This is a genomic window from Aerosakkonema funiforme FACHB-1375, from assembly GCF_014696265.1.
Lineage (GTDB): Bacteria > Cyanobacteriota > Cyanobacteriia > Cyanobacteriales > Aerosakkonemataceae > Aerosakkonema > Aerosakkonema funiforme_A.
This window is the reverse complement of sequence record NZ_JACJPW010000045.1, coordinates 37024-57601: the sequence shown is the minus strand read 5'-3', so window position 1 is coordinate 57601 and position 20578 is coordinate 37024. Positions and strand designations below refer to the sequence as shown.

13 protein-coding genes and 1 tRNA gene are annotated in these 20578 nt (G+C 43.9%); 12 read left to right on the top strand and 2 right to left on the bottom strand.

The features are described from left to right. Positions 1–121 precede the first annotated feature (121 nt). Positions 122–5233, top strand: a complete 5112-nt coding sequence (locus H6G03_RS18335; protein ID WP_242060426.1) for an AAA family ATPase — start codon at positions 122–124, stop codon at positions 5231–5233. Here H6G03_RS18335 and H6G03_RS38860 read toward each other — a convergent pair. Beyond that, entirely contained in the window at positions 5213–5335 is a 123-nt protein-coding gene (locus H6G03_RS38860; protein WP_255512247.1) for a hypothetical protein, read from the bottom strand. The genes H6G03_RS18335 and H6G03_RS38860 overlap by 21 nt on opposite strands. A gap of 101 nt (positions 5336–5436) precedes the next feature. Between H6G03_RS38860 and H6G03_RS18330 the strand changes: the two genes are divergently transcribed. The 11 genes from H6G03_RS18330 (at position 5437) to H6G03_RS18280 (ending at position 17314) form a co-directional block, all read left to right on the top strand. Beyond that, positions 5437–7860: a PAS domain S-box protein gene (locus tag H6G03_RS18330; protein ID WP_190466310.1), complete on the top strand. Its 2424-nt coding sequence runs from the start codon at positions 5437–5439 to the stop codon at positions 7858–7860. 81 nt (positions 7861–7941) lie between these two features. Next, positions 7942–8910 (top strand): arsenosugar biosynthesis arsenite methyltransferase ArsM, encoded by a 969-nt coding sequence (gene arsM / locus H6G03_RS18325; RefSeq protein WP_190466307.1) that lies wholly within the window; start codon positions 7942–7944, stop codon positions 8908–8910. A 52-nt stretch (positions 8911–8962) separates the two neighbouring features. Beyond that, positions 8963–9283 carry an ArsR/SmtB family transcription factor gene (locus tag H6G03_RS18320; protein ID WP_190466340.1) on the top strand — a complete coding sequence of 107 codons (321 nt, stop codon included), beginning with the start codon at positions 8963–8965 and terminating at the stop codon, positions 9281–9283. Between the two features lie 243 nt (positions 9284–9526). Further along, positions 9527–10681: an ACR3 family arsenite efflux transporter gene (arsB, locus tag H6G03_RS18315; protein ID WP_190466305.1), complete on the top strand. Its 1155-nt coding sequence runs from the start codon at positions 9527–9529 to the stop codon at positions 10679–10681. A 179-nt stretch (positions 10682–10860) separates the two neighbouring features. Further along, a complete protein-coding gene (gene arsC, locus H6G03_RS18310; RefSeq protein WP_190466301.1) occupies positions 10861–11256 on the top strand; it encodes an arsenate reductase, glutathione/glutaredoxin type in 396 nt (131 codons plus the stop codon). Between the two features lie 110 nt (positions 11257–11366). Next, positions 11367–12368: an arsenosugar biosynthesis radical SAM (seleno)protein ArsS gene (gene arsS / locus H6G03_RS18305; RefSeq protein WP_190466338.1), complete on the top strand. Its 1002-nt coding sequence runs from the start codon at positions 11367–11369 to the stop codon at positions 12366–12368. Positions 12369–12392: 24 nt separating this feature from the next. Next, positions 12393–13073 carry a TVP38/TMEM64 family protein gene (locus H6G03_RS18300; RefSeq protein WP_190466298.1) on the top strand — a complete coding sequence of 227 codons (681 nt, stop codon included), beginning with the start codon at positions 12393–12395 and terminating at the stop codon, positions 13071–13073. Positions 13074–13436: 363 nt separating this feature from the next. Beyond that, positions 13437–14756, top strand: a complete 1320-nt coding sequence (locus tag H6G03_RS18295) for a glycoside hydrolase family 5 protein (RefSeq protein WP_190466295.1) — start codon at positions 13437–13439, stop codon at positions 14754–14756. A 165-nt stretch (positions 14757–14921) separates the two neighbouring features. Next, positions 14922–14995: transfer RNA gene (locus tag H6G03_RS18290), tRNA-Asp, on the top strand. Between the two features lie 105 nt (positions 14996–15100). Next, positions 15101–16603 carry a glutamate--tRNA ligase gene (gene gltX / locus H6G03_RS18285; RefSeq protein WP_190466290.1) on the top strand — a complete coding sequence of 501 codons (1503 nt, stop codon included), beginning with the start codon at positions 15101–15103 and terminating at the stop codon, positions 16601–16603. Positions 16604–16750: 147 nt separating this feature from the next. Beyond that, positions 16751–17314, top strand: coding sequence for a hypothetical protein (locus H6G03_RS18280; protein ID WP_199315356.1), 564 nt, complete (start codon positions 16751–16753; stop codon positions 17312–17314). A gap of 33 nt (positions 17315–17347) precedes the next feature. On the opposite strand, the gene H6G03_RS18275 is transcribed toward H6G03_RS18280, so the two are convergent. Next, on the bottom strand, positions 17348–20443 hold the full coding sequence (locus H6G03_RS18275) for a hybrid sensor histidine kinase/response regulator (protein ID WP_190466288.1): 3096 nt from the start codon (positions 20441–20443) through the stop codon (positions 17348–17350). Positions 20444–20578 lie beyond the last annotated feature (135 nt).

The window sequence follows — 20578 nt, the reverse complement described above, 5'->3', positions numbered from 1 at the left end:
CATCCCATATAAATACGCAGATCTAAGACTGTCAAGCCAAGCCGCAGGGTTGACAAAAAGTATCCTTCTTGGCTATACCTCAAACAATACAGATAAAAGTTTATTAGTGGTTGTAAAAAAAATGGCTTCGATCGCAATTCCTGGCTATCGCCTCACTGAGCAGATCTACTCAGGTTCCAGAACCGAAGTTTATCGGGGCATTTCCGAATCAGACACTCAACCAGTAGTTATCAAACTACTCAAGTCCGATCATCCCCCCCTAAACGAACAGGTGCAGTTCCGCAATCAGTATACGATCGCTAAAAATCTTGACTTGCCAGGAGTTGTCAAGCACCTGCGACTGCAAACCTTCGATCGCAAGTTAGTTCTAGTCCTGGAAGACTTTGGCGGTATTTCCCTCACAGAAGAAATGCAGAAATGGGGGGAAAGAGGTTTTGGTACATCCGCCGATTCCCTTCAAGAATTTCTCCAGATTGCCATCCACGTTGTCGAGAGCTTAGAAGGATTATATCAAAACCGCGTTATTCACAAAGATATTAAACCCGACAATATTCTGATTAACCCAGAAACCAGACAAATCAAACTGATTGACTTCAGCATTTCCACCCTACTACCAAAAGAAAACCAGGAAATTCAAAACCCAAACGTCCTGGAAGGGACACTACCCTATATGTCCCCCGAACAGACAGGACGGATGAACAAAAGTATCGACTATCGCACCGATTTTTATTCCTTGGGAGTTAGCTTCTACGAACTGCTCACCGGACAACTTCCCTTTCAATCCGATGACCCAATGGAATTAGTCCATTGCCACATTGCCAGAAAGCCAATTCCACCTGTTGATGTAAATCCCCTCATCCCCCAGGTATTGAGCAACATGGTAATCAAACTGATGGCTAAAACCGCAGAAGAGCGGTATCAATCCGCATTTGGTATCAAGCACGACCTGGAAAAGTGTTTGCAGGAATACTCAGATAAAGGTAGGATATCACCCTTTGACTTGGCAAAAAGGGATATCGCCGAGCGCTTCTCAATTCCAGAAACGCTATACGGTAGAGAACCAGAAGTAGCAACCCTCTTAGCCGCCTTTGACAGAGTGAGTTCCGGAAGCACGGAAATGATGCTGGTAGCAGGATTTTCCGGAATTGGCAAAACTGCCATAGTCAATGAAGTCCACAAACCTATAGTCCGCCAGCGCGGTTACTTCATCAAAGGTAAATACGACCAATTCAAGCGCGATATCCCCTTTTCTGCTTGGGTACAAGCATTCCAGAATCTCATACGGCAATTGCTCACCGAAAGTGCCGCCGACCTAGCCGAGTGGAAAGCCAAAATCTTGGCAGCTTTAGGAGAAAACGGTCAAGTAATTATTGATGTTATCCCAGAACTAGAAATCCTCATCGGCAAGCAACCTCCCTTAGCAGAACTGGAAGGTAGTGCAGCCCAAAGTCGCTTCAATTTGCTATTTCAAAATTTTATTCAAGTATTCGCAACGAAAGAGCATCCCCTCGTCATTTTTTTGGATGACTTACAATGGGCAGATTCAGCATCTTTAAAATTGATGCAATTGCTGATGAGCGATAAAAATACCCAAAATCTTTTGCTAATTGGTGCTTATCGGGATAACGAAGTTTCCGACGCCCATCCCTTCATGCTCACATTGGACGAAATCCGCAAAGAATCAGCGATAATTAATCAAATTATATTAGCACCGCTAAACCAAACTTCCCTAAATCGCTTGATTGCCGATACCCTTAGCTGTCCGCCATTACGAGCAATGCCCTTAACAGAACTGGTTTTTCAAAAAACCAAAGGGAATCCTTTCTTTAGCAATCAATTTCTGAAATCCTTATATGAAGAAGGCTTAATATTTTTTGACTTTAATAGCGGCTATTGGCAGTGCGATATCGCAGGAGTACGGGCGCTATCCCTCAGCGATGATATAGTCGAGTTTATGGCAACTCAGTTGCAAAAGTTTCCAGACAATACTCGTGAAGTTTTGAAATTGGGAGCTTGTATCGGCAACCAATTTGACTTGGCAACTCTGGCAATAGTACACGAGAAATCTCAAGGCGAAACAGCGGCTGATTTGTGGAAAGCCTTGCAAGAAGGACTTGTTATTCCTGTTGGGGAAGTTTACAAGCTATTTCAGGAATCTGAACCTACGAGTGCAGACGATCGCCATTCGTCTGTACGTTATAAATTTTTGCACGATCGGGTACAGCAAGCTGGATATTTTCTGATCCCTGAATCCCAAAAACAATCAACTCACCTGAAAATAGGGCAGCTGTTATTAAGCAATACTCCTTCCGAAGAAAGGGAAGAAATTATTTTTGATATTGTCAACCAATTAAATATTGGCAAAGAGTTAATTACCAAACAAACTGAACGGCTCGAACTTGCACAGTTAAACCTAATTGCCGGACGTAAGGCTATGACGTCTACTGCTTATGCAGCTGCTATTAGGTATTTAACTGTTGGCATAGAATTGTTACCAGATTCTAGTTGGCAAAATCAGTATGACTTAACTTTGGGACTGTACGAATCTGTCACAGAGGCGTCCTACTTAAACGGTGACTTTGAGCAGATGGAAAAATTCGCAGCAGTTGTCCTGCAACACGCAAAAACTGTTCTCGACAAAGTGAAAGTTTATGAAGCCAAAATTTATACCTACACTCAAATTAACCAACACGAGGCGCTTAAAGTTGGTCTAGAAGTGCTGAAGCTATTGGGGGTAGATTTACCGAATTCGCCTACGCAGTCGGATATTCAGCGGGGATTAGAAGAAACAAATGCTTATTTGAAAGGTAAGAACATACCTGACTTGATTAATCTGCCTTTGATGCAAGATGCCAGCAAACAAGCAGCTCTGAGAATTATATCGAGTTTAGCACCTGCTGCCTACAATCTTATCCCGCCCCTGTTTATGCTGATGGGTCTTGAACAGGTGAAGTTGTCTATCAAATATGGGAACGCAAACTTATCAACTTCTAGTTATGCTGATTACGCGGGAATTTTATGCGGGCTGTTCCAAGATATTGAAAACGGTTATCAATTTGGAGAACTAGCTTTCAAGTTATTGGAACGTTTAAATGCTAAAGAATTGAAGAGTAAGATATTCTTCAAAGTGCCGATGTTTACTTGGCATCGCAAACATAAAGCCAGGGAAACTTTATCGCTGCTGCAAGAGTCCTACAAAAGCGGACTGGAAACAGGAGATATGCAACACGTAGGGTATTCGGCATTTTTTAAATGTCAGTACTCTTTTTTCTGCGGTTTGGAACTAACAGAGCTTGAACGAGAAATAAAAACCTTCAGTAATGCCCTAGCTCAGTTGAAGCAAGAAAAACCGTTGAATTATAATGAAATATTTCGACAAGTAGTATTGAACTTAAAAGGACAATCGGAAAATTCGTGCGTTTTAATGGGGGAAGCTTATAATGAGGAACAATCTTTAGCAGATTTTCACGCGACAAATAATCGCATCGGACTTCATAATATATATTTAAGCAAACAGATTCTCTATTATCTGTTCGGACAGCCATATCAAGCTGTTGAAAATGCTGCTTTGGCAGAAGAATATTTAGACAGTATGACAGGAATGCTGAGCGTTCCGGCATTTTATTTATATGATTCTTTAGCTCGTTTAGAGACATTTAATAAAACGAAAAAGAATAGGGGCGAGCTATTCAAAAAAGTCAAAGCGAATCAAGATAATATGCAGAAATGGACGTACTATGCGCCGATGAATTATCTGCATAAATATTATTTGGTGGAGGCAGAGCAGCATCGAGTGCTTGGTAATTTTACGCAAGCAACTTATTACTACGATCGTGCGATCGCCCTCGCGAAAGAAAATGAATTTATCCACGAAGAAGCCCTAGCTTACGAACTTTATGCCAAAATGTATCTGGCGTGGGGCAAAGAAAAAATCGCCAAATTATATCTAACTGATGCCTACTACACTTACGAGCGTTGGGGAGCTACAGCAAAACTTGCAGATTTACAAAAACGCTATCCAGAATTGCTCTCGGAGTTTCTGCCAGAAACAACTAGCTTTGACAGACAAGAGACAATTCTTGAGATGAAGAAAGCAACCGTCACTTCTACCAGTGGCGGTATGTCCCAGTTTCTGGATTTGGGAACTGTAATCAAAGCTTCTCAAGCTATCTCTGGAGAAATCGATTTGGGTAAATTGCTCTCCAAGCTGATGGAAGTAGCGATTGAAAATGCGGGAGCATCGAAAGGCGCTCTTATGTTGATTTCGGGAGAAAATTTAGTTCTTGAAGCTGTAACGGGGTGTCCGAATTTAGAAAATCATCGCTCACAGAATGAAAATAGTCATAAGACAAACCTTGCCGTCAAAGTCCTGCCCTCAGTGCCTGTCAGCGAAAGCGAAGAGATACCTCTGTCAGTAATTAATTATGTTTTTCGTACCGAAGAAGTGTTAGTACTGGCAAATGCGACAACAGATTCAACCTTCGCAGCCGATCGCTATATAATCAAGCACCAACCGAAATCATTATTGTGTGTTCCCATTGTCAATCAAGGCAAAGCGATCGGCATTCTTTACTTAGAAAACAATCTCACTACAGGTGCTTTTACCCCCGATCGCTTGGAAGTTCTCAAAATTTTATCGTCCCAAGCAGCTATTTCTCTAGAAAATGCCCGCCTCTATCAAACACTGATCTCCAAAAATGAAGAACTGCGGATCGCAGAAGAAAATTACCGCAGTATCTTTGAAAACGCCCTAGAAGGGATTTTCCAAGCTACTCCTTCCGGTCGTTACATCAGTGTTAATCCGGCGATGGCACGTACCTATGGTTACGATTCTGCGGATGAGATGATCGCTTCCGTCGGCAACATTGGTAGCGAAATTTATGTTGACTCTAGCAGCTTGGATGACTTCTATCAACAGATGCAGTCAGAAGGGAAAGTGAAAAACTTTGAGTATCGAGCTTATCGCAAAGATGGCAGTATCATTTGGGTACAGGAAGATGCCCGTGCAGTTCGCGACGGAGATGGCAATGTGCTTTATTTTGAAGGGATTATTCAAGATGTCACCGAACGCAGGCGCAAAGAAGAAGAACTCAAACGCCAGTTGCAAGAACTCCGCATTGAAATTGACCAGCAAAAGCGCCAACAGGAAGTTGCTGCCATTACTCAAAGCGATTATTTCCAAGAAATCCAGGCAGAAGCAGGGGATCTGGAGTTAGATGATTTTTGGAACTAGCGATCGCATTCCCTGTAAGGTTTGGGTTTTCTGCTCTGCTAACTCTTTCAAATAATTGTCTGCCTGAGCCATATTAGTAATAGGTTGGGTTAGATCTGCCAAATGTCCAAAAACTCACATCTTGCAGAATTTTCCACAAAACCTGAGCAACCGGGTTTCTGATGGAATAAGTTTGAATGAGGAAGATCGGGGAGAAGCGCCTTGTGAGAGATTGTGAAAAAACAAAAGAACAACTGATTGATGAGTTGGCACTTCTGCGCCAAGAGATTGACGATCTCAAAGCCAATGTAGCCGATCGTACATCGCAAGCGGTGGCACTGTCCGATCGCATTGTGGAATTAGAATCCCAATTGCCACAGACAGATATCCGCAAAATCCGCATCTGCGGACTCGATATAGAATGGCATCCCCAGGAGCAATGTCTGCTGGGAAACTTACCCGTAGCGATGATGTGGATCGATACCACTTTAGCTAGCTTGATGGCTGGCGTGCAGGCAATGGTAGGGACAGAGCGTTTTGCGCTCATCCTGCAAAGGGAGGGACGTAAAAGCGTAGAAACTGATTGGCAGGTGATTTCCCAATTTCCCAACTTTGCGGAAGGTTTCCAAGAACTGAGTAAAGTAGCTTTCGTCGCAGGTTGGGGAAATTGGCAGCTGGTATCGCTAGATTGGGAAAAGCAAGAATGTAGCTTCCGAGTGAAAAAATCTTGGGAAGCGAGGTATCAAAAAGCTCTTGGTGTCTGCTGGGGTAGCGCTATGTTAGCCGGCAAACTGGCAGGATACTGCACCAAACTGTTCGGGAGAAACTGCTGGACTGAGCAAACTGCCTTTATCGCCAGAGGAGATGAATTCGATGAATTCCTCGTGCTACCCTCTCATCGTTGCATAGAAGAAGAAATTGATAAATTATTAGCCAGTGATGAGGCAAGTAGCGCCGATATGGCTGTAGCATTGGCAAAGCTACGCCGGGAAATACGCGATCGCGAACGAATCGAACAGGAATTGCGAGAAAGCGAGCAGCGATTCCGCGCCACGTTTGAGCAAGCAGCAGTCGGTATAGCTCATATTGGATTAGACGGTCGGTGGTTAAGAGTTAATCAAAAACTTTGCGACATCGTAGGTTACACCCGCGAAGAGTTGCTGAGTAGCACTTTTCAGGAAATTAGCCATCCCGACGACGTAAATCTTCACATGGAATATTTGCGTCAGTTATTGTTAGGTGAAATTCAGAACTATTCCATCGAAAAGCGTTACCTTCGCAAAGATCGAGCGTCTGTTTGGATTAATTTGACGGTTTCCCTGCGACGTTCTTCTAACGGCACAGCCAAGTATGCGATCGCAGTAGTTGAAGATATCAGCGATCGCAAGCAAGTACAAGCCGAACTAAACCGCATTTTTCATCTTTCTTTTGATATGCTTGCCGTCGCCAGTGTGGACGGCTATTTTAAACGGCTCAATCCCGCTTGGGAAAACACCTTCGGCCATACTCTCTCCCATTTCCTCAATCTACCGTTTTTCGATTTTGTTCATCCTGAAGACCAAGCTGCTACAGTTGCGGAAGTAGAAAAGCTCAACAGCGGTGTTACTACTCCCTACTTCGAGAATCGCTTTCGCTGCAAAGATGGATCTTACAAATGGCTGGCATGGAGTTGCGTTCCCGTCGTGGCAGAAGGGCTAATATATTGTGTCGCCCGCGACATTACCGAACGCAAACAAGCTGAGGAAGCTTTGCGAAATTCGGAAGCGCGAGAGCGAGAAAGAGCTTGCCAACTTCAACAAGCTTTAGAAGAACTCAAACAAGCTCAATCCCTACTGATTCAGAGTGAAAAAATGTCTTCTTTGGGTCAGTTGCTGGCTGGTGTTGCCCACGAAATTAACAACCCAGTTAACTTTATTTACGGCAATCTCTGCCATGCCAGCGAATATGCCCAAGACCTCTTGGGTTTAGTGGAACTTTATCAAGAGCATTACACCAATCCCATACCTGAAATCCAAGCAGAAGCGGAATCGATCGACTTAGAATTCTTGATGGAAGATTTACCGAAACTATTGTCTTCTATGAAAGTAGGAGCCGATCGCATTCGCGAAATTGTGATGTCGCTGCGAAATTTCTCGCGGCTTGATGAAAGCCAAATGAAGGAAGTCGATATTCACGAAGGTATCGATAGTACTTTAATGATTTTGCACAATCGTATCAAAGCAAGATCCGATCATCCGGGCGTCCAGATAATTAAAGAATATGGGAAATTGCCTAAAATTAATTGCTACCCCGGTCAACTCAATCAAGTATTTATGAATATTATTACGAATGCTATTGACGCGCTGGAAGAGGGTAGTAAGGAAAAATCTCACCCATTACCCAGTATTTGCATTCGCACCGAAGTGTGGGACAGCAACTGCGTAGCGATCCGCATCATCGATAACGGCCCAGGTATGAGCGAGTCAGTGCGATCGCAACTATTCGATCCATTCTTTACTACCAAACCTGTTGGTGTAGGTACTGGCTTGGGTTTGTCGATTAGCTACCAAATCGTAGTGGAAAAACACCGAGGACAGTTGCGCTGTTTGAGCGAACAAGGTAAAGGGACAGAGTTTATCATTGAGATTCCTATTCGACAGGAAAGTTAAAAAAAGATAAGGATTATTGACAAATTACAAATAGCTAATCACTAATGACTAATAGCTAATAACTAATTACAGATGGCAAAAATGAGTTATCTCGAAACTGCCGCAGAATTTTACTCGGAAGTAGCACAGACACCGCAAGTAGGTCTGTGTTGCGTGCAAAGCAGTCCCCTACAACTGCCAGGACTGAAAGTTCCCTGTCAGATGCGCGAAATGAACTATGGTTGCGGCACCACCGTACATCCCACCGAACTGGCAGGCGAACCAACTGTGCTTTACGTAGGCGTAGGTGGGGGCTTAGAAGCGTTGCAATTTGCTTACTTTTCCCGCCGTCCCGCAGGCGTAATTGCTGTCGATCCGGTCGCCGCCATGCGCGAAGCAGCTAACCGCAATTTAGCGATCGCAGCCTTAAAAAATGACTGGTTTGAGCCCAGTTATGTGGAAATTCGGGAAGGCGATGCTTTTGCCCTGCCGGTGCCAGACGCTTCTGTGGATGTAGTCGCTCAAAATTGTCTGTTTAATATCTTTGCACCAAGCGACTTAGCCAAAGCCCTGCAAGAAGCCTACCGAGTTCTCAAACCGGGGGGACGCCTGCTGATGAGCGACCCCATTGCTACTCGTCCGATTCCGGCACACCTGCAACAAGACGATCGCTTGCGGGCTATGTGCCTATCTGGCGCTTTAACCTACGAGCAGTATATCCAGCAACTCGTCAGTGCTGGTTTCGGTCAAGTCGAAATCCGCGCCCGTCGTCCTTACCGACTTCTGGACTGTCAAAACTACAATTTGGAAGCACCGTTGCTATTGGAAAGTCTTGATTCTGTTTCCTTCAAAGTGATAATTCCAGAAGATGGCCCTTGTATTTTCACCGGCAAAACGGCAATTTACATGGGTGCGGAAGAGTTTTTTGATGATTCCGCCGGACATATCCTCCAGCGTGGCGTCCCAGCAGCTGTGTGCGATAAAACTGCCGCTAAGTTTGCCTCAATGAAGTCAAATGACATTTTAATCACCGATTCCACCTGGCACTACACTGGTGGCGGTTGCTGCTGAACTCCATGATTCATCAGGTAGGATAGCTGAAGAGACGTTTCAAGAAAACTTGATGCTAAACCTACCTGCGATCGCACCGGATACTATCGTTGCTGGCTTTCATGCCCTATCTGACCCCCTGCGGCTTCAGATCCTAGATCTGCTGCGTTCTCAAGAGCTGTGCGTCTGCGAACTCTGCGATCGATTGAACGTCACTCAATCTAAACTCTCGTTTCACCTGAAAACCCTTAAAGAAGCGGGCTTGGTGTTCGCCCGTCAGGAAGGACGCTGGATTTACTACAGCCTCAATCTATCTCAGTTTGTCGTCCTAGAACAGTACCTGGCAGAGTTCCGTCGCTTCAGTACCATGCTGCCCGCCCGCCCCTGCAAATAGGGGAGTGGGGAGCGGGAGAAGGGACAATGAGGCACAAAAAAGGGTAGTTAACCCGGATTTAGTATAATCCATCAACTTTCTTAACAAGATTATTTGTTTATTTCCCTTAAAACCCACTTGACAAATCAATTTTTTTTGAAATGATAGATTTGTACCCCTAAACTGTTCGATCTGGGGGAAAGACACCGACCAGTATTGCATGGGATCGGCTCTCATAGCCGATCCCAAATTCAGGTAATGATAATGAATACAAATAAGTCTCGATCGAGTAGACTTCCAGTTAATGCTGGAAGCAATCTCAGTTTCTTTGAAAAATATCTCACTGTCTGGGTATTTTTGTGCATTTTGGCTGGCATCGCACTGGGTAGATTATTCCCAGGTGTAGCGGTAGCACTTGATGCAATGAGCGTTTATCAAGTGTCGATTCCCATTGCCATTTGTTTGTTTTTCATGATGTATCCCATCATGGTAAAAATCGACTTTACCCAAGCAGCAAATGCAATGCGATCGCCCAAACCAGTCATCCTTACTTTAGTAGTAAACTGGTTAATCAAGCCATTTACAATGGTAGTTTTTGCACAGTTTTTCTTGGGGTGGCTGTTTCGCCCTTTAATTCCAGGAAACGAACTAATTCGCGGCGCTGAAGTCGCGCTAACTAACTCCTATATTGCCGGGACAATTTTATTAGGAATCGCTCCTTGTACAGCGATGGTACTGATGTGGGGATATCTTTCCTACGGCAATCAGGGACATACTCTAGTAATGGTAGCAGTAAATTCTCTGACAATGCTGTTTCTGTACGCACCTTTGGGGAGGTGGTTGTTAGCAGCAAACGATCTGGTAGTACCTTGGCAAACAATTGTGCTATCAGTGTTAATATATGTGGGTTTGCCTTTAGCTGCTGGAATGTACAGCCGTTACTGGATTCTCAAAAATAAGGGAAGAGAGTGGTTTGAACATCGCTTTCTGAAGTATCTCAATCCAATTGCGATCGCAGCGCTTTTACTGACATTAATCCTTCTGTTTGCCTTCAAGGGAGAACTAATTGTCAACAATCCCCTACACATTCTGCTAATCGCAGTACCGCTGTTTATCCAAACCAACTTTATTTTCCTAATTAGTTACGTAGCAGCTTTAAAAATGAAACTTCCTTATGAAGATGCTGCACCCGCTGCGCTGATAGGTGCTAGCAATCATTTTGAAGTTGCGATCGCCACCGCTGTCATGCTTTTCGGTTTAAATTCCGGCGCAGCACTAGCCACAGTAGTAGGCGTTTTAATTGAAGTTCCCGTAATGCTTATGCTGGTAAAACTTTGCAAACAAACGGCATTTTGGTTTCCCCGCACTCCCGAAAAAGCGTCATTGCGAGACCCCCGCTGTATCGGTTATTTTGAATAATCTCAACTCCGGTAGCATCGGTTGGATAAAAAATCGCTTTCTTATCCGCGTCCATCTGCGTTTATCTGCTTACATCTGCGGTAAAAATTTAACCCCCGATCTCCACAGATAATCTTTTGTATCGCTTATATACAACCGATACAACCGGACAAAATATAGTTTACCCTGCTTAAAAACCTATGAAAAAAGTCATGTTCGTTTGCAAGAAAAACTCTTGCCGTTCCCAAATGGCAGAAGGATTTGCTCGCAGGCTAGGACAAGGTAAAATATCTGTTACCAGTTCCGGACTGGAAGCGAGCCACGTTAATCAAGTTGCCGTTCGAGTGATGGATGAAATTGGCATCGATATCACTTCTCAAACATCAAAACCTTTGAGCGATTTTAAACCCCAAGACTACGATATCGTCATATCTCTGTGCGGCTGTGGAGTGAACTTACCAGAACATTGGGTGATGCGCGAAGTTTTTGAAGATTGGCAACTGGACGATCCCGACGGACAAGCGATCGAAGTTTTTCGTAGAGTTCGCGATGAAGTCAAGGAAAGAGTAGCAAAGCTGGTTGAATCTGTCAACTAGCTTTAGTCAATACCATCTGAAACATTAGCAGTGTGGGTTAGGCCCACAATTTTATAATGTTAGGGGTGCGTTACACTATGGTTAACGCACCCTACTTATGCCAAAGCAAAATGGTTCAGGCACGATCGACTACCACACAAGTTACCCCATTTAGGAAAAAACTTGGCGAACCTTTAAGTAAAAAGAACATTACTGTTTTACAAATAAATCTCGGTAAACGCTGCAATCTTGCCTGCGCTCATTGCCATGTGGAAGCTGGGCCAAAACGCACTGAAGAACTTTCTCCAGAAGTTTGCGATCGACTAATTGAACTTATCTATAAATTCCCCCAAATTAAGATAGTTGACCTGACTGGCGGCGCACCCGAAATGCTTTACGGCTTTAAGCCACTGGCAGAAGCAGCGCGTCACGCAGGCAAACAAGTGATTGTGCGATCGAACCTGACGATTTATTTTGAAGAAGGTTTTCAAGATATTCCTGAATATTGTGCAAAACTGCAACTGAGAATAGTTGCTTCCTTACCGTGCTACCTGCAAGATAATGTCGATAAAATGCGGGGAAACGGTGTTTACGATGCCTCAATTCGCGCTCTCCAATTGCTTAACAAGCTAGGCTACGCTAAAAAAGATAATTTAATTCTTGACTTAGTATACAATCCTCAAGTACCCAGGACAGAAAATTTTTCTCTACCTCCAAATCAGATTAACCTTGAGCAAGATTATAAAAAGTTTTTGTTAGATAAATTTAAAATTAATTTTAACAACTTGTTCACTATTACTAACTTACCGATCGGACGGACAAAGCTGCATCTACAACGCCAAAAACTTTACGCTCCCTATCTGCAATTTTTGGAATCGAATTTTAATCCCAGCACGCTCGAAAATCTCATGTGCAGGGATGAGCTTTCTATCGATCATCTGGGAAATGTTTATGATTGCGACTTTAACCAGATGGAAAATATCCCAGCTAAAACACGGTATGGGGAACCTTTAACCGTTGCTAATTTACTAGCAGCGGGCAGTTTGGATTTGATTGACGAAGTGCAAACAGCCGCTTATTGTTATGGTTGTACGGCGGGGTGCGGTTCTAGTTGCGGTGGCGCTTTGGTTTAAAAATTTGAACTAATGAGATGACCGATGACAAATGAGCAAAAAAAGCACTCGTGGATAAAACTGGTTGTGGGGATAGTCGCGTTTATCGTGGCTGACTTTATCCTCCTCAAATATACACCAGTCGGTTCTTGGTTGATGCCAGAAAATCTACAAGCCCTCAAGCAGCAGGCAGGAGTTTTTGCACCGCTGGCATATATTGTTATTTATTTTTTGGCGACATTATTTGCTATACCGGGTACGATTTTAACGCTCTCAGCCGGGGCGCTGTTTGGGGCGATTTGGGGTGCTTTATGGACGGTGATTGGGGCGACTTTGGGGGCAACGGGTGCTTTTTTGGTGGCCCGGTTTATTGGGGGTGAGTGGGTAAAGCAGCAGTTTGAAAAGGGCGATCGCTTGCGCGAACTCAGTCAGGGTATTGAGGAAAATGAATTTTGGTTTGCCCTATCGATCCGTCTCGCCCCTATTTTTCCGTTCAATGCGGTTAATTATTTGTTAGGTTTGACGCCAATTTCCCTACCAGTCTACATCCTGGCCACAGCTATTGGAATTGTACCGGGAACCTTTGCTTATGCTTGGTTGGGCCAAGGTGGATTACAAGCGGCTACAGGTCGTCCGCCTTGGCAGCTTTTCGGTGCTTTGGCAATGTTAGCTGTGCTATCTGCTTTGCCGATCGTCCTCAAGCGTTGGAAGGCGAAGAAGAACTAAAAAAGTCAAACAAAAAGGGACTAAGTAAATATTACATAGAAAAAACACTGAAGCTTCACATAAAAATTACAGAATCTTTACATTAGATATGTAAATTTACTGTGAAGCAAGTATAAATTTTTAGTAAAGTACGTAAATTTACTAGCTTTTCGCTAATAATTATGCCATATTGCTTTGGAATTCCTGAAGAATACTTAGCAATGAATCTGTAATTTTACATAACCTTGGCGCGAGGAAAAACTGAGCTTTTTGTTTCGGTTCGCAGTTGATGGTTCATTACTACGAACCGCGAACTGCACATCATCGCAGGATTAACAAACTAAGTAGACTTCAGGAATCTTTGCATCTGCCTGGTACTAAAAAATGAAGATCTTCAAATTGTTTAGCATCACAATTATCTGTTGTATGATGCCAGGGCTCGCCTATGCCAATGAAGCTATTTCAGGCTCAGAAAGTTTGCAGGGCGACCAAAGCATTAGCAACATCGTCGATACGCGCTTTGATGAGTTAACGCGGGGGATTAATCTCACAGGTTGGTTTTCCCAAACCTCTAGCTTTAACTTCGATCGCATCACCGACAGCGATCTGGAAACCATTAAGAGTTTGGGGTTTGAACACGTTCGTGTGCCGATCGACTCCGCTTTTTTATTCGATGAAAACAACCCAGGAGTACTCAATACTAAGTATTTAAGTTATTTGGACAGCGCCCTAGATAAGATATTGGCAAAGGACTTGTCAGTAATAATAGACCTTAGTCCAGAAGATAAATTTAAGGAGCTTTTGGCTAACGATGATGCTTTTGTGAACTCTGTTAGTCAGTTCTGGAAAACTTTGGCAGGACATCTGAGTACTCGCAATCCAGAACAGGTTTTCCTAGAAACGCTCAATGAACCTGCCTTCAGTTACTTTCTCAGTAACAATCCCAATATTAATCCTGTAGAGCGTTGGAATGAAGTGCAGGGAAAGCTGCTAGCTGCGATGCGCGAAGGCGCACCGAATCATACTTTGATTGCGAAGGGATTCGATTGGGACAGTATAGACGGTCTCAAGGCGCTGACTCCTGTTGAAGATCCAAATGTAGTTTATAACTTTCACTTTTATGAGCCGATGGTTTTCACGCATCAGGGCGCAGATTGGATGGATGAAGCATTTTTATATCTCCACGATCTCCCTTATCCCTACAATCAAGAGGACTGCGCGGCGCTTATCCCCACAATAATTGACGAAACTGCTAGAGAATGGGCGCAATCTTATTGCGATCGAAAGTGGGATGCCGCCAAAATAGAAGCGCGGATTGGAGAAGCTGCTGCTTGGGCCCAAGAAAACAACGTGCGGATAACCGCGAATGAGTTTGGCGTTTACCGTTCTTCTGTGGCTGAGGACGATCGCGTTGCTTGGATTCACGACACCCGCGTTGCCCTGGAAAAGTACGATATTGGATGGGCTATGTGGGAGTACGCAGGGGGTTTCGGTTTGACGGAGAAGAATGAGGAAGGTGTACGTATTCCTAACGAGAATGTTGTGGCAGCTCTCGGTTTGTATGTTGAGGATGATGAGGATGACGATCCGCCTCGGAGAATTCCAGAACCAAGGGCGATCGCTGGTTTTGTCCTCCTAACGTTGCTCTTAACGCGAGTAAAGCGCGTTGCCATAGGGGCGTCGGGGCTAGGGGCTAGAGGCTAGGGGCTAGGGGAAGAGTGGGGAGTGGAAGAATTAATCTCTTCCCTATTCCCAATCCCAATCCCTCTCCCCTAGCCCCGACGCCCTCAAAGAAAGAATTGTAAAGTTTTGTAAACCAGGTTTGACAAAAAGGGGAAAGAACTGCACAATGGAAAACGTGCCCAAAAAGGGACTGTAGTTCAATCGGTTAGAGCACCGCCCTGTCACGGCGGAAGTTGCGGGTTCGAGCCCCGTCAGTCCCGTAGAAAGTGCTAAGTTGTGAATGCTGAATTCACCAGTGAAAAGACTAGAATTCTAGCATCGGCTTTAGCGATCGACAAGTAAAAAGTAACAAGTGACAAGTAACTGTGACAGTTAGAGTTCGGATAGCACCCAGTCCTACGGGAAATCTACATATCGGTACGGCCAGAACGGCTGTATTTAATTGGCTGTTTGCCCGTCATCAAGGCGGGCAGTTTATCTTGCGAATTGAAGACACGGATTTAGAACGCTCTCGTCCGGAGTACACCCAAAACATTCTTGACGGTCTGACTTGGCTGGGACTGAACTGGGATGAAGGGCCATTTTTCCAAACCCAGCGTTTCGACCTGTATAAGCAAGCGATTCAAACGCTACTGGATAAAGGTTTGGCCTATCGTTGCTACACCAGCGAAGCGGAACTGGAAGAAATGCGAGCAGCTCAGATAGCGAGAAAGGAGGCTCCCCGCTACGATAAACGACATCGCAATCTGACGCCAGAGCAGCAGGCAGCTTTTGAAGCCGAAGGGCGACGTCCGGTGATTCGCTTCAAAATCGATGACGATCGCGAGATTTCTTGGCACGATATGGTACGGGGTAAGATCGCCTGGAAAAGCAGCGATCTGGGTGGTGATATCGTAATTGCCCGTGCTTCGGAAACGGAACCCTTCGGTCAGCCACTGTACAATTTGGCAGTGGTGTTGGATGACATTGATATGAAAATTACTCATGTCATCCGGGGTGAAGACCATATCGCCAACACCGCCAAACAAATTCTGCTCTACGAAGCTTTTGGCGCAGCAGTGCCGCACTTTGCCCACACTCCTTTAATTTTGAACAAAAAGGGAGAAAAACTTTCTAAACGTAAGGGTGTGACTTCCATCTTCGACTTTAAGAAGTTGGGCTACACTCCGGAAGCGATGGTCAATTACATGACTTTGCTGGGTTGGTCGCCGCCAGACTCAACGAAGGAAATTTTTACTTTGGCTGAAGCCGCCGAGCTGTTCAGTTTCGATCGCGTTAATAAGGCGGGGGCAAAGTTTGACTGGGCGAAGCTGGATTGGATTAACACTCAGTACCTGCACGCGATACCAGTACCCCAGCTAACGGATGTGCTGATTCCTTACTGGCAAGCAGCTGGCTATCAATTCGATCCGGTGAGCGATCGCGCTTGGTTAGAGCAAATTACGGCTTTGATCGGCCCTAGCTTAGTGCGTTTGCCAGTGAGCGATCGCGCTTGGCTACAAGAAATTATGACTGCGATCGGCCCGGATTTGGCAGCTGCACCGGATGCGATCGAAATGACTCGATATTTCTTTACCGCCAATGTAGAATTTACGGAAGAAGGAAAAGCGCAGTTACAGCAGGAAGCCGCCAAAACCGCACTCAAAGCAATACTTGATGCGCTCGATCGCCATCAACCGCTAACAGAAGCAGGCACACAAGAAATTATCAAACAAGTCACCAAAGAACAAAATCTGAAAAAAGGATTAGTAATGCGAAGTCTCCGAGCTGCTCTCACCGGCGACGTGCATGGCCCCGATTTGATTCAATCTTGGCTGCTGCTGCATCAGCGGAGAGTCGATCGGATTCGCTTACAGTCAGCGGTGTAAAATTAAAAATTAAAAATTAAAAATGGCAAATTATTCATTTTTAATTTTTAATTTTTAATGTATTTGTTTGAAAGGGGAACTTTGTTGGTAATCTCAGCGTCTGTTTCACTATAAACTTATATAGCTGTACTGTTTTTCCTTAAATCTATGATAATTGTAGCGCCAAATAAGGTGCTAGATATAGAGGCGGAGTTTATGCTAAAAGAGCGAATGCAAGAAATAAAACAAAAAAACAAACAGGCGTTTATATTCTACTTTTCACTTATTACTTTTTTCTTTTTACTTGCTCAAAAAACTTTGGCTCAGCCAGCGCCAGCTATGCCTATGTTTGAGAATGTTTCTATTGGGCCTGAGTTTAAACCAGACCCCACTATTATTAGAGGTATTAGCGGTGGTTCTCAACGTGCTGCCGACATTGCTGGTGTTCAGGAAACACCAAATGGCCCTTGTGTGGGCTTTGTGGGTAGCAATCCCAGTCATACTTTAGTTCTGACTTCTGGTTTTAATTATCTGCGCCTTCAGGTTGACAGTCCAGAAGACACCACCTTAATAATTAAAGGCCCAGGCGGAACTTGGTGTAATGACGACAACAACAAAAAAAATGCTGGCATTGCCGGTCAGTGGCTAGCTGGGACTTATAGCATTTGGATTGGCTCTTATCAAAAAGACAAGTTTACTCCATACCTTATTCGCATCACCCAAGTTCAATAAATTCAGTCATTTATCAAAGTAGCAGATTTACTTTTATTGCAAACAAGCTTTTAAAGTATTGTGCAACTGCTTATCTAAATATGGTTTAGTTAAATAAGCAGTTGCTCCTAATTTTTTAGCTAACAAACGATACCTTTCGCTACTGCGGGATGTCAGCATAATGATAGGTAACTGACGATCGGCAAACTCTTTGCGACAGCGACTGAGAAATTCAAACCCGTTCATTTGGGGCATTTCAACATCAGAGACGATCGCTTTAATTTCGGGGTTTTGGCGTAATTGTTCGATCGCCTCCCAACCATTGCGAGCTTGCAATACTTGATATCCCCCTTTGCTAAGAGTCAAAGACAGACTCTTCCTCATCGTGAGCGAATCATCAATTACCAAAACGGTAGATGTTGATGAGCTAGCAACAGAATTTAAATTTGGCGGTATTGGTAAATCCAAAATAGGAGTATTTGCCAGCGATTTCTGTTGTTGAAGCCAAGCTGCTAACTGTTGGCTATCGATTACAGGAACCATACGCCCATCGCCCAAAATTGTACAAGCATAGAGATAAGGAGGTGGCATCATTACCTCACCAAAAGGTTTAATTACAAGATCCTGTTCCATTAAAATTTGGTCTATTTTTAAGGCAATAACTTGAGAATTTTGCGAGATCAACAACAGAGTAACTTTCTGAGATTCCTGCCAAAGGTAAGAAGCCCTGCGTTGCCAGAAAGCCGCTGCCGTGCTCGGATAATTATAGGCAGATATAACAGATTCCGAATAGACAGGAATTAGTTGCCCTTGCCAACGGTAAAAATCTTGCCCTTGACGGGTTTCTATTTGGTTTTGTGGCGCTAAGGCGATCGCTGCCAGGGCATCTACAGGAATTGCCAAGAGATTATTGTTAACAGTGAAAATCAATAACCTAGTAACTGTCAAAGTAAAAGGCAAACGCAAGATAAAAGTAGTTCCTTTTCCTGCGTCGGAATTAACCGCGATCGAGCCTTTTAAAGCAGCGACTTGCAAACGTACCGCCTCTAAGCCGACTCCTCGGCCAGAAAGTTCGCTCACTTTAGCAGCAGTGGAAAAACCAGGAACAAATATATATTCATACAAGCGTTTTTTTGGCAATTTAGATGCCTCAGATGCAGACAGCAAATTTAAAGCCGCAACACGACGAGCAATTTTTTCTACATCAATACCTTGACCGTCATCTTGCACTTCAATATAGGTGTGATTGCCTCGATGGTAAGCGGTGATAGTAATAGTACCTGTTGCTGATTTTCCTTGTTGCTGACGCACTTTAAGGGTCTCGATCCCGTGATCTAAAGCATTGCGTACCAGATGAATTAATGGGTCGTAAAGTTTTTCTAAAATTGCTTTGTCGATTAATGTAGACATCCCAATTAGCCGCAGGTTGACTTGTTTGTGGCTTCCCGCCAAGTCTCGCACCATGCGAGGAAATCGGTTCAGTAGGTTTCCCAAAGGCAGCATCCGAGCCTCTAGGATATTTGTTTGCAGCTGCTTGAGAGTTTGTTGCCTTTTTTTGATAATTTGTTGCACTTGCTGTTGGGTTAAAGCCATATCTTGAATGGCTTCTTGCAGTTGTGCGATTTCTTCTCCTATTGTTTGTGTTAAGGAAACCAGTAATTGATAATTATTAATTGTTAATTCTTCTTTCTCCTCTACTCCCCTTCTCGTACTGTGGGGAGATGGTGGAGTGACTACCCTGTTCAAATAATTGCGGCTTTGTTTATGGAAGCGGTTCAATTTCTGTGCGATCGCATCAACAATTTCTTTCTGTTGCTGATGTTGCAGGAGAAAGCTGTTTTCTTGAGTGACTAAATCGCCAACTAAATTATTGACAAGTTCCAGCCGTTCTAAATCGACTCGAACTGCCAATTTGGAATGGCGATCGCTAGCAGGTTCTTGTTTTTCTTCAGTCGCCTCCAATTTCAAATTAACTGGGGAAAGAGGAACGGTTACATCCGCAGATTCTATTTTGACACTGCCATTGCGAGCGAAGCCGTTTTTACTTTCTGTTTTCAGCGACGGTTTAGTTACTGGAGGTTTTATATTTGGAATTGGAGATGGCGGTTTTGGGGAGCCGTTACTGTTTCTGTTTAAGCCATTTTCCAAATCGGCCAGCAGCGATGATTCTGACTCAGATACCTTTGGCGATATCCCAACTTCAGTAGAAGTTTTGTCGAGATATTCGAGTAAGGATGATGTTGATTCTTGTAAGTTTTGAATTTGGCTAGAAGTTTGCTCCAAATCTTCCAAAAGCGATTTAGTTGAGGATTTAGCTTTTGGTTGCGATCGCATTCGATTACCGTTGCTAGTTTTAGCTTTTAATTGAGTAGTTTGCGCGAGTTTTACTAACTCAGCGGAGGGACTTCCTCCTGTTGAACGATCGCCTTTTAAAACTGCCGCTTGCGCTGCCCGAAAATCAGCACCAGCTAGTTTTCCAATCTTCTTCACTTGCTCAGGATTAGCTTGCAACGCCGAGATACTTGTTTTAGCAATAGCGACAAAACCGGGGAGATTCAACAGTTCCCCAATACTGCCAAAAACTTCTGCTTGCTCCTTTAATTTTGGTACTAATTCTGATGTTTGGGAATTACTTAAAAGAGCTGACCAGCGAGCCAGTCCCTGTGCCACTTCTTCAGTAAAAAGAAACTGCGCGATATCTACGTCCATTTCCATTTCAGGAAGTTGGGTTTCTTCCTCCAAGCTATGACCGAGTTGACGCTCCAGTTGGCTACTTATCAGTTTTATCTTTTCGATCGCGCCATCAGTAGAGCATTTGCCCGTTTGAATTTGCTCCATCAGAGGAGATCGCAGCGTATCGTAAGCTTGCAACAGCAGCTCTTCCAGTTCGCGATCGAATTTAATATCTTCTCTATATAACGCCCTCAATCCATTTTCTAGCTGATGAGCTAAAGTTTGAATCCCAGTTAAACCGACACAGCCCGCTCCTCCTTTGATAGAATGAGCCGATCGCATGAGGTTGTGTAGTTTTTTGATGCTATGGTCTTGCTGTAAAGTTAGCAATCCTTCTTCAAGGCGTTGTAGTAATTCCAAGGATTCTTGGACAAAAAATTGGTAAGTTTCATCATCAACTTCTATTTCAATCATCATCTTTTTTGATATTTTTAACGCAAAGTACGCAAAGGTTAACGCAGAGTTACGCAGAGTTATAGCTAATTAGTTACTCTTGCAGTTTCGTATTTTAGATGAAGTAATTAAAAAAATTTTGGGTGTCAGGGGACACCC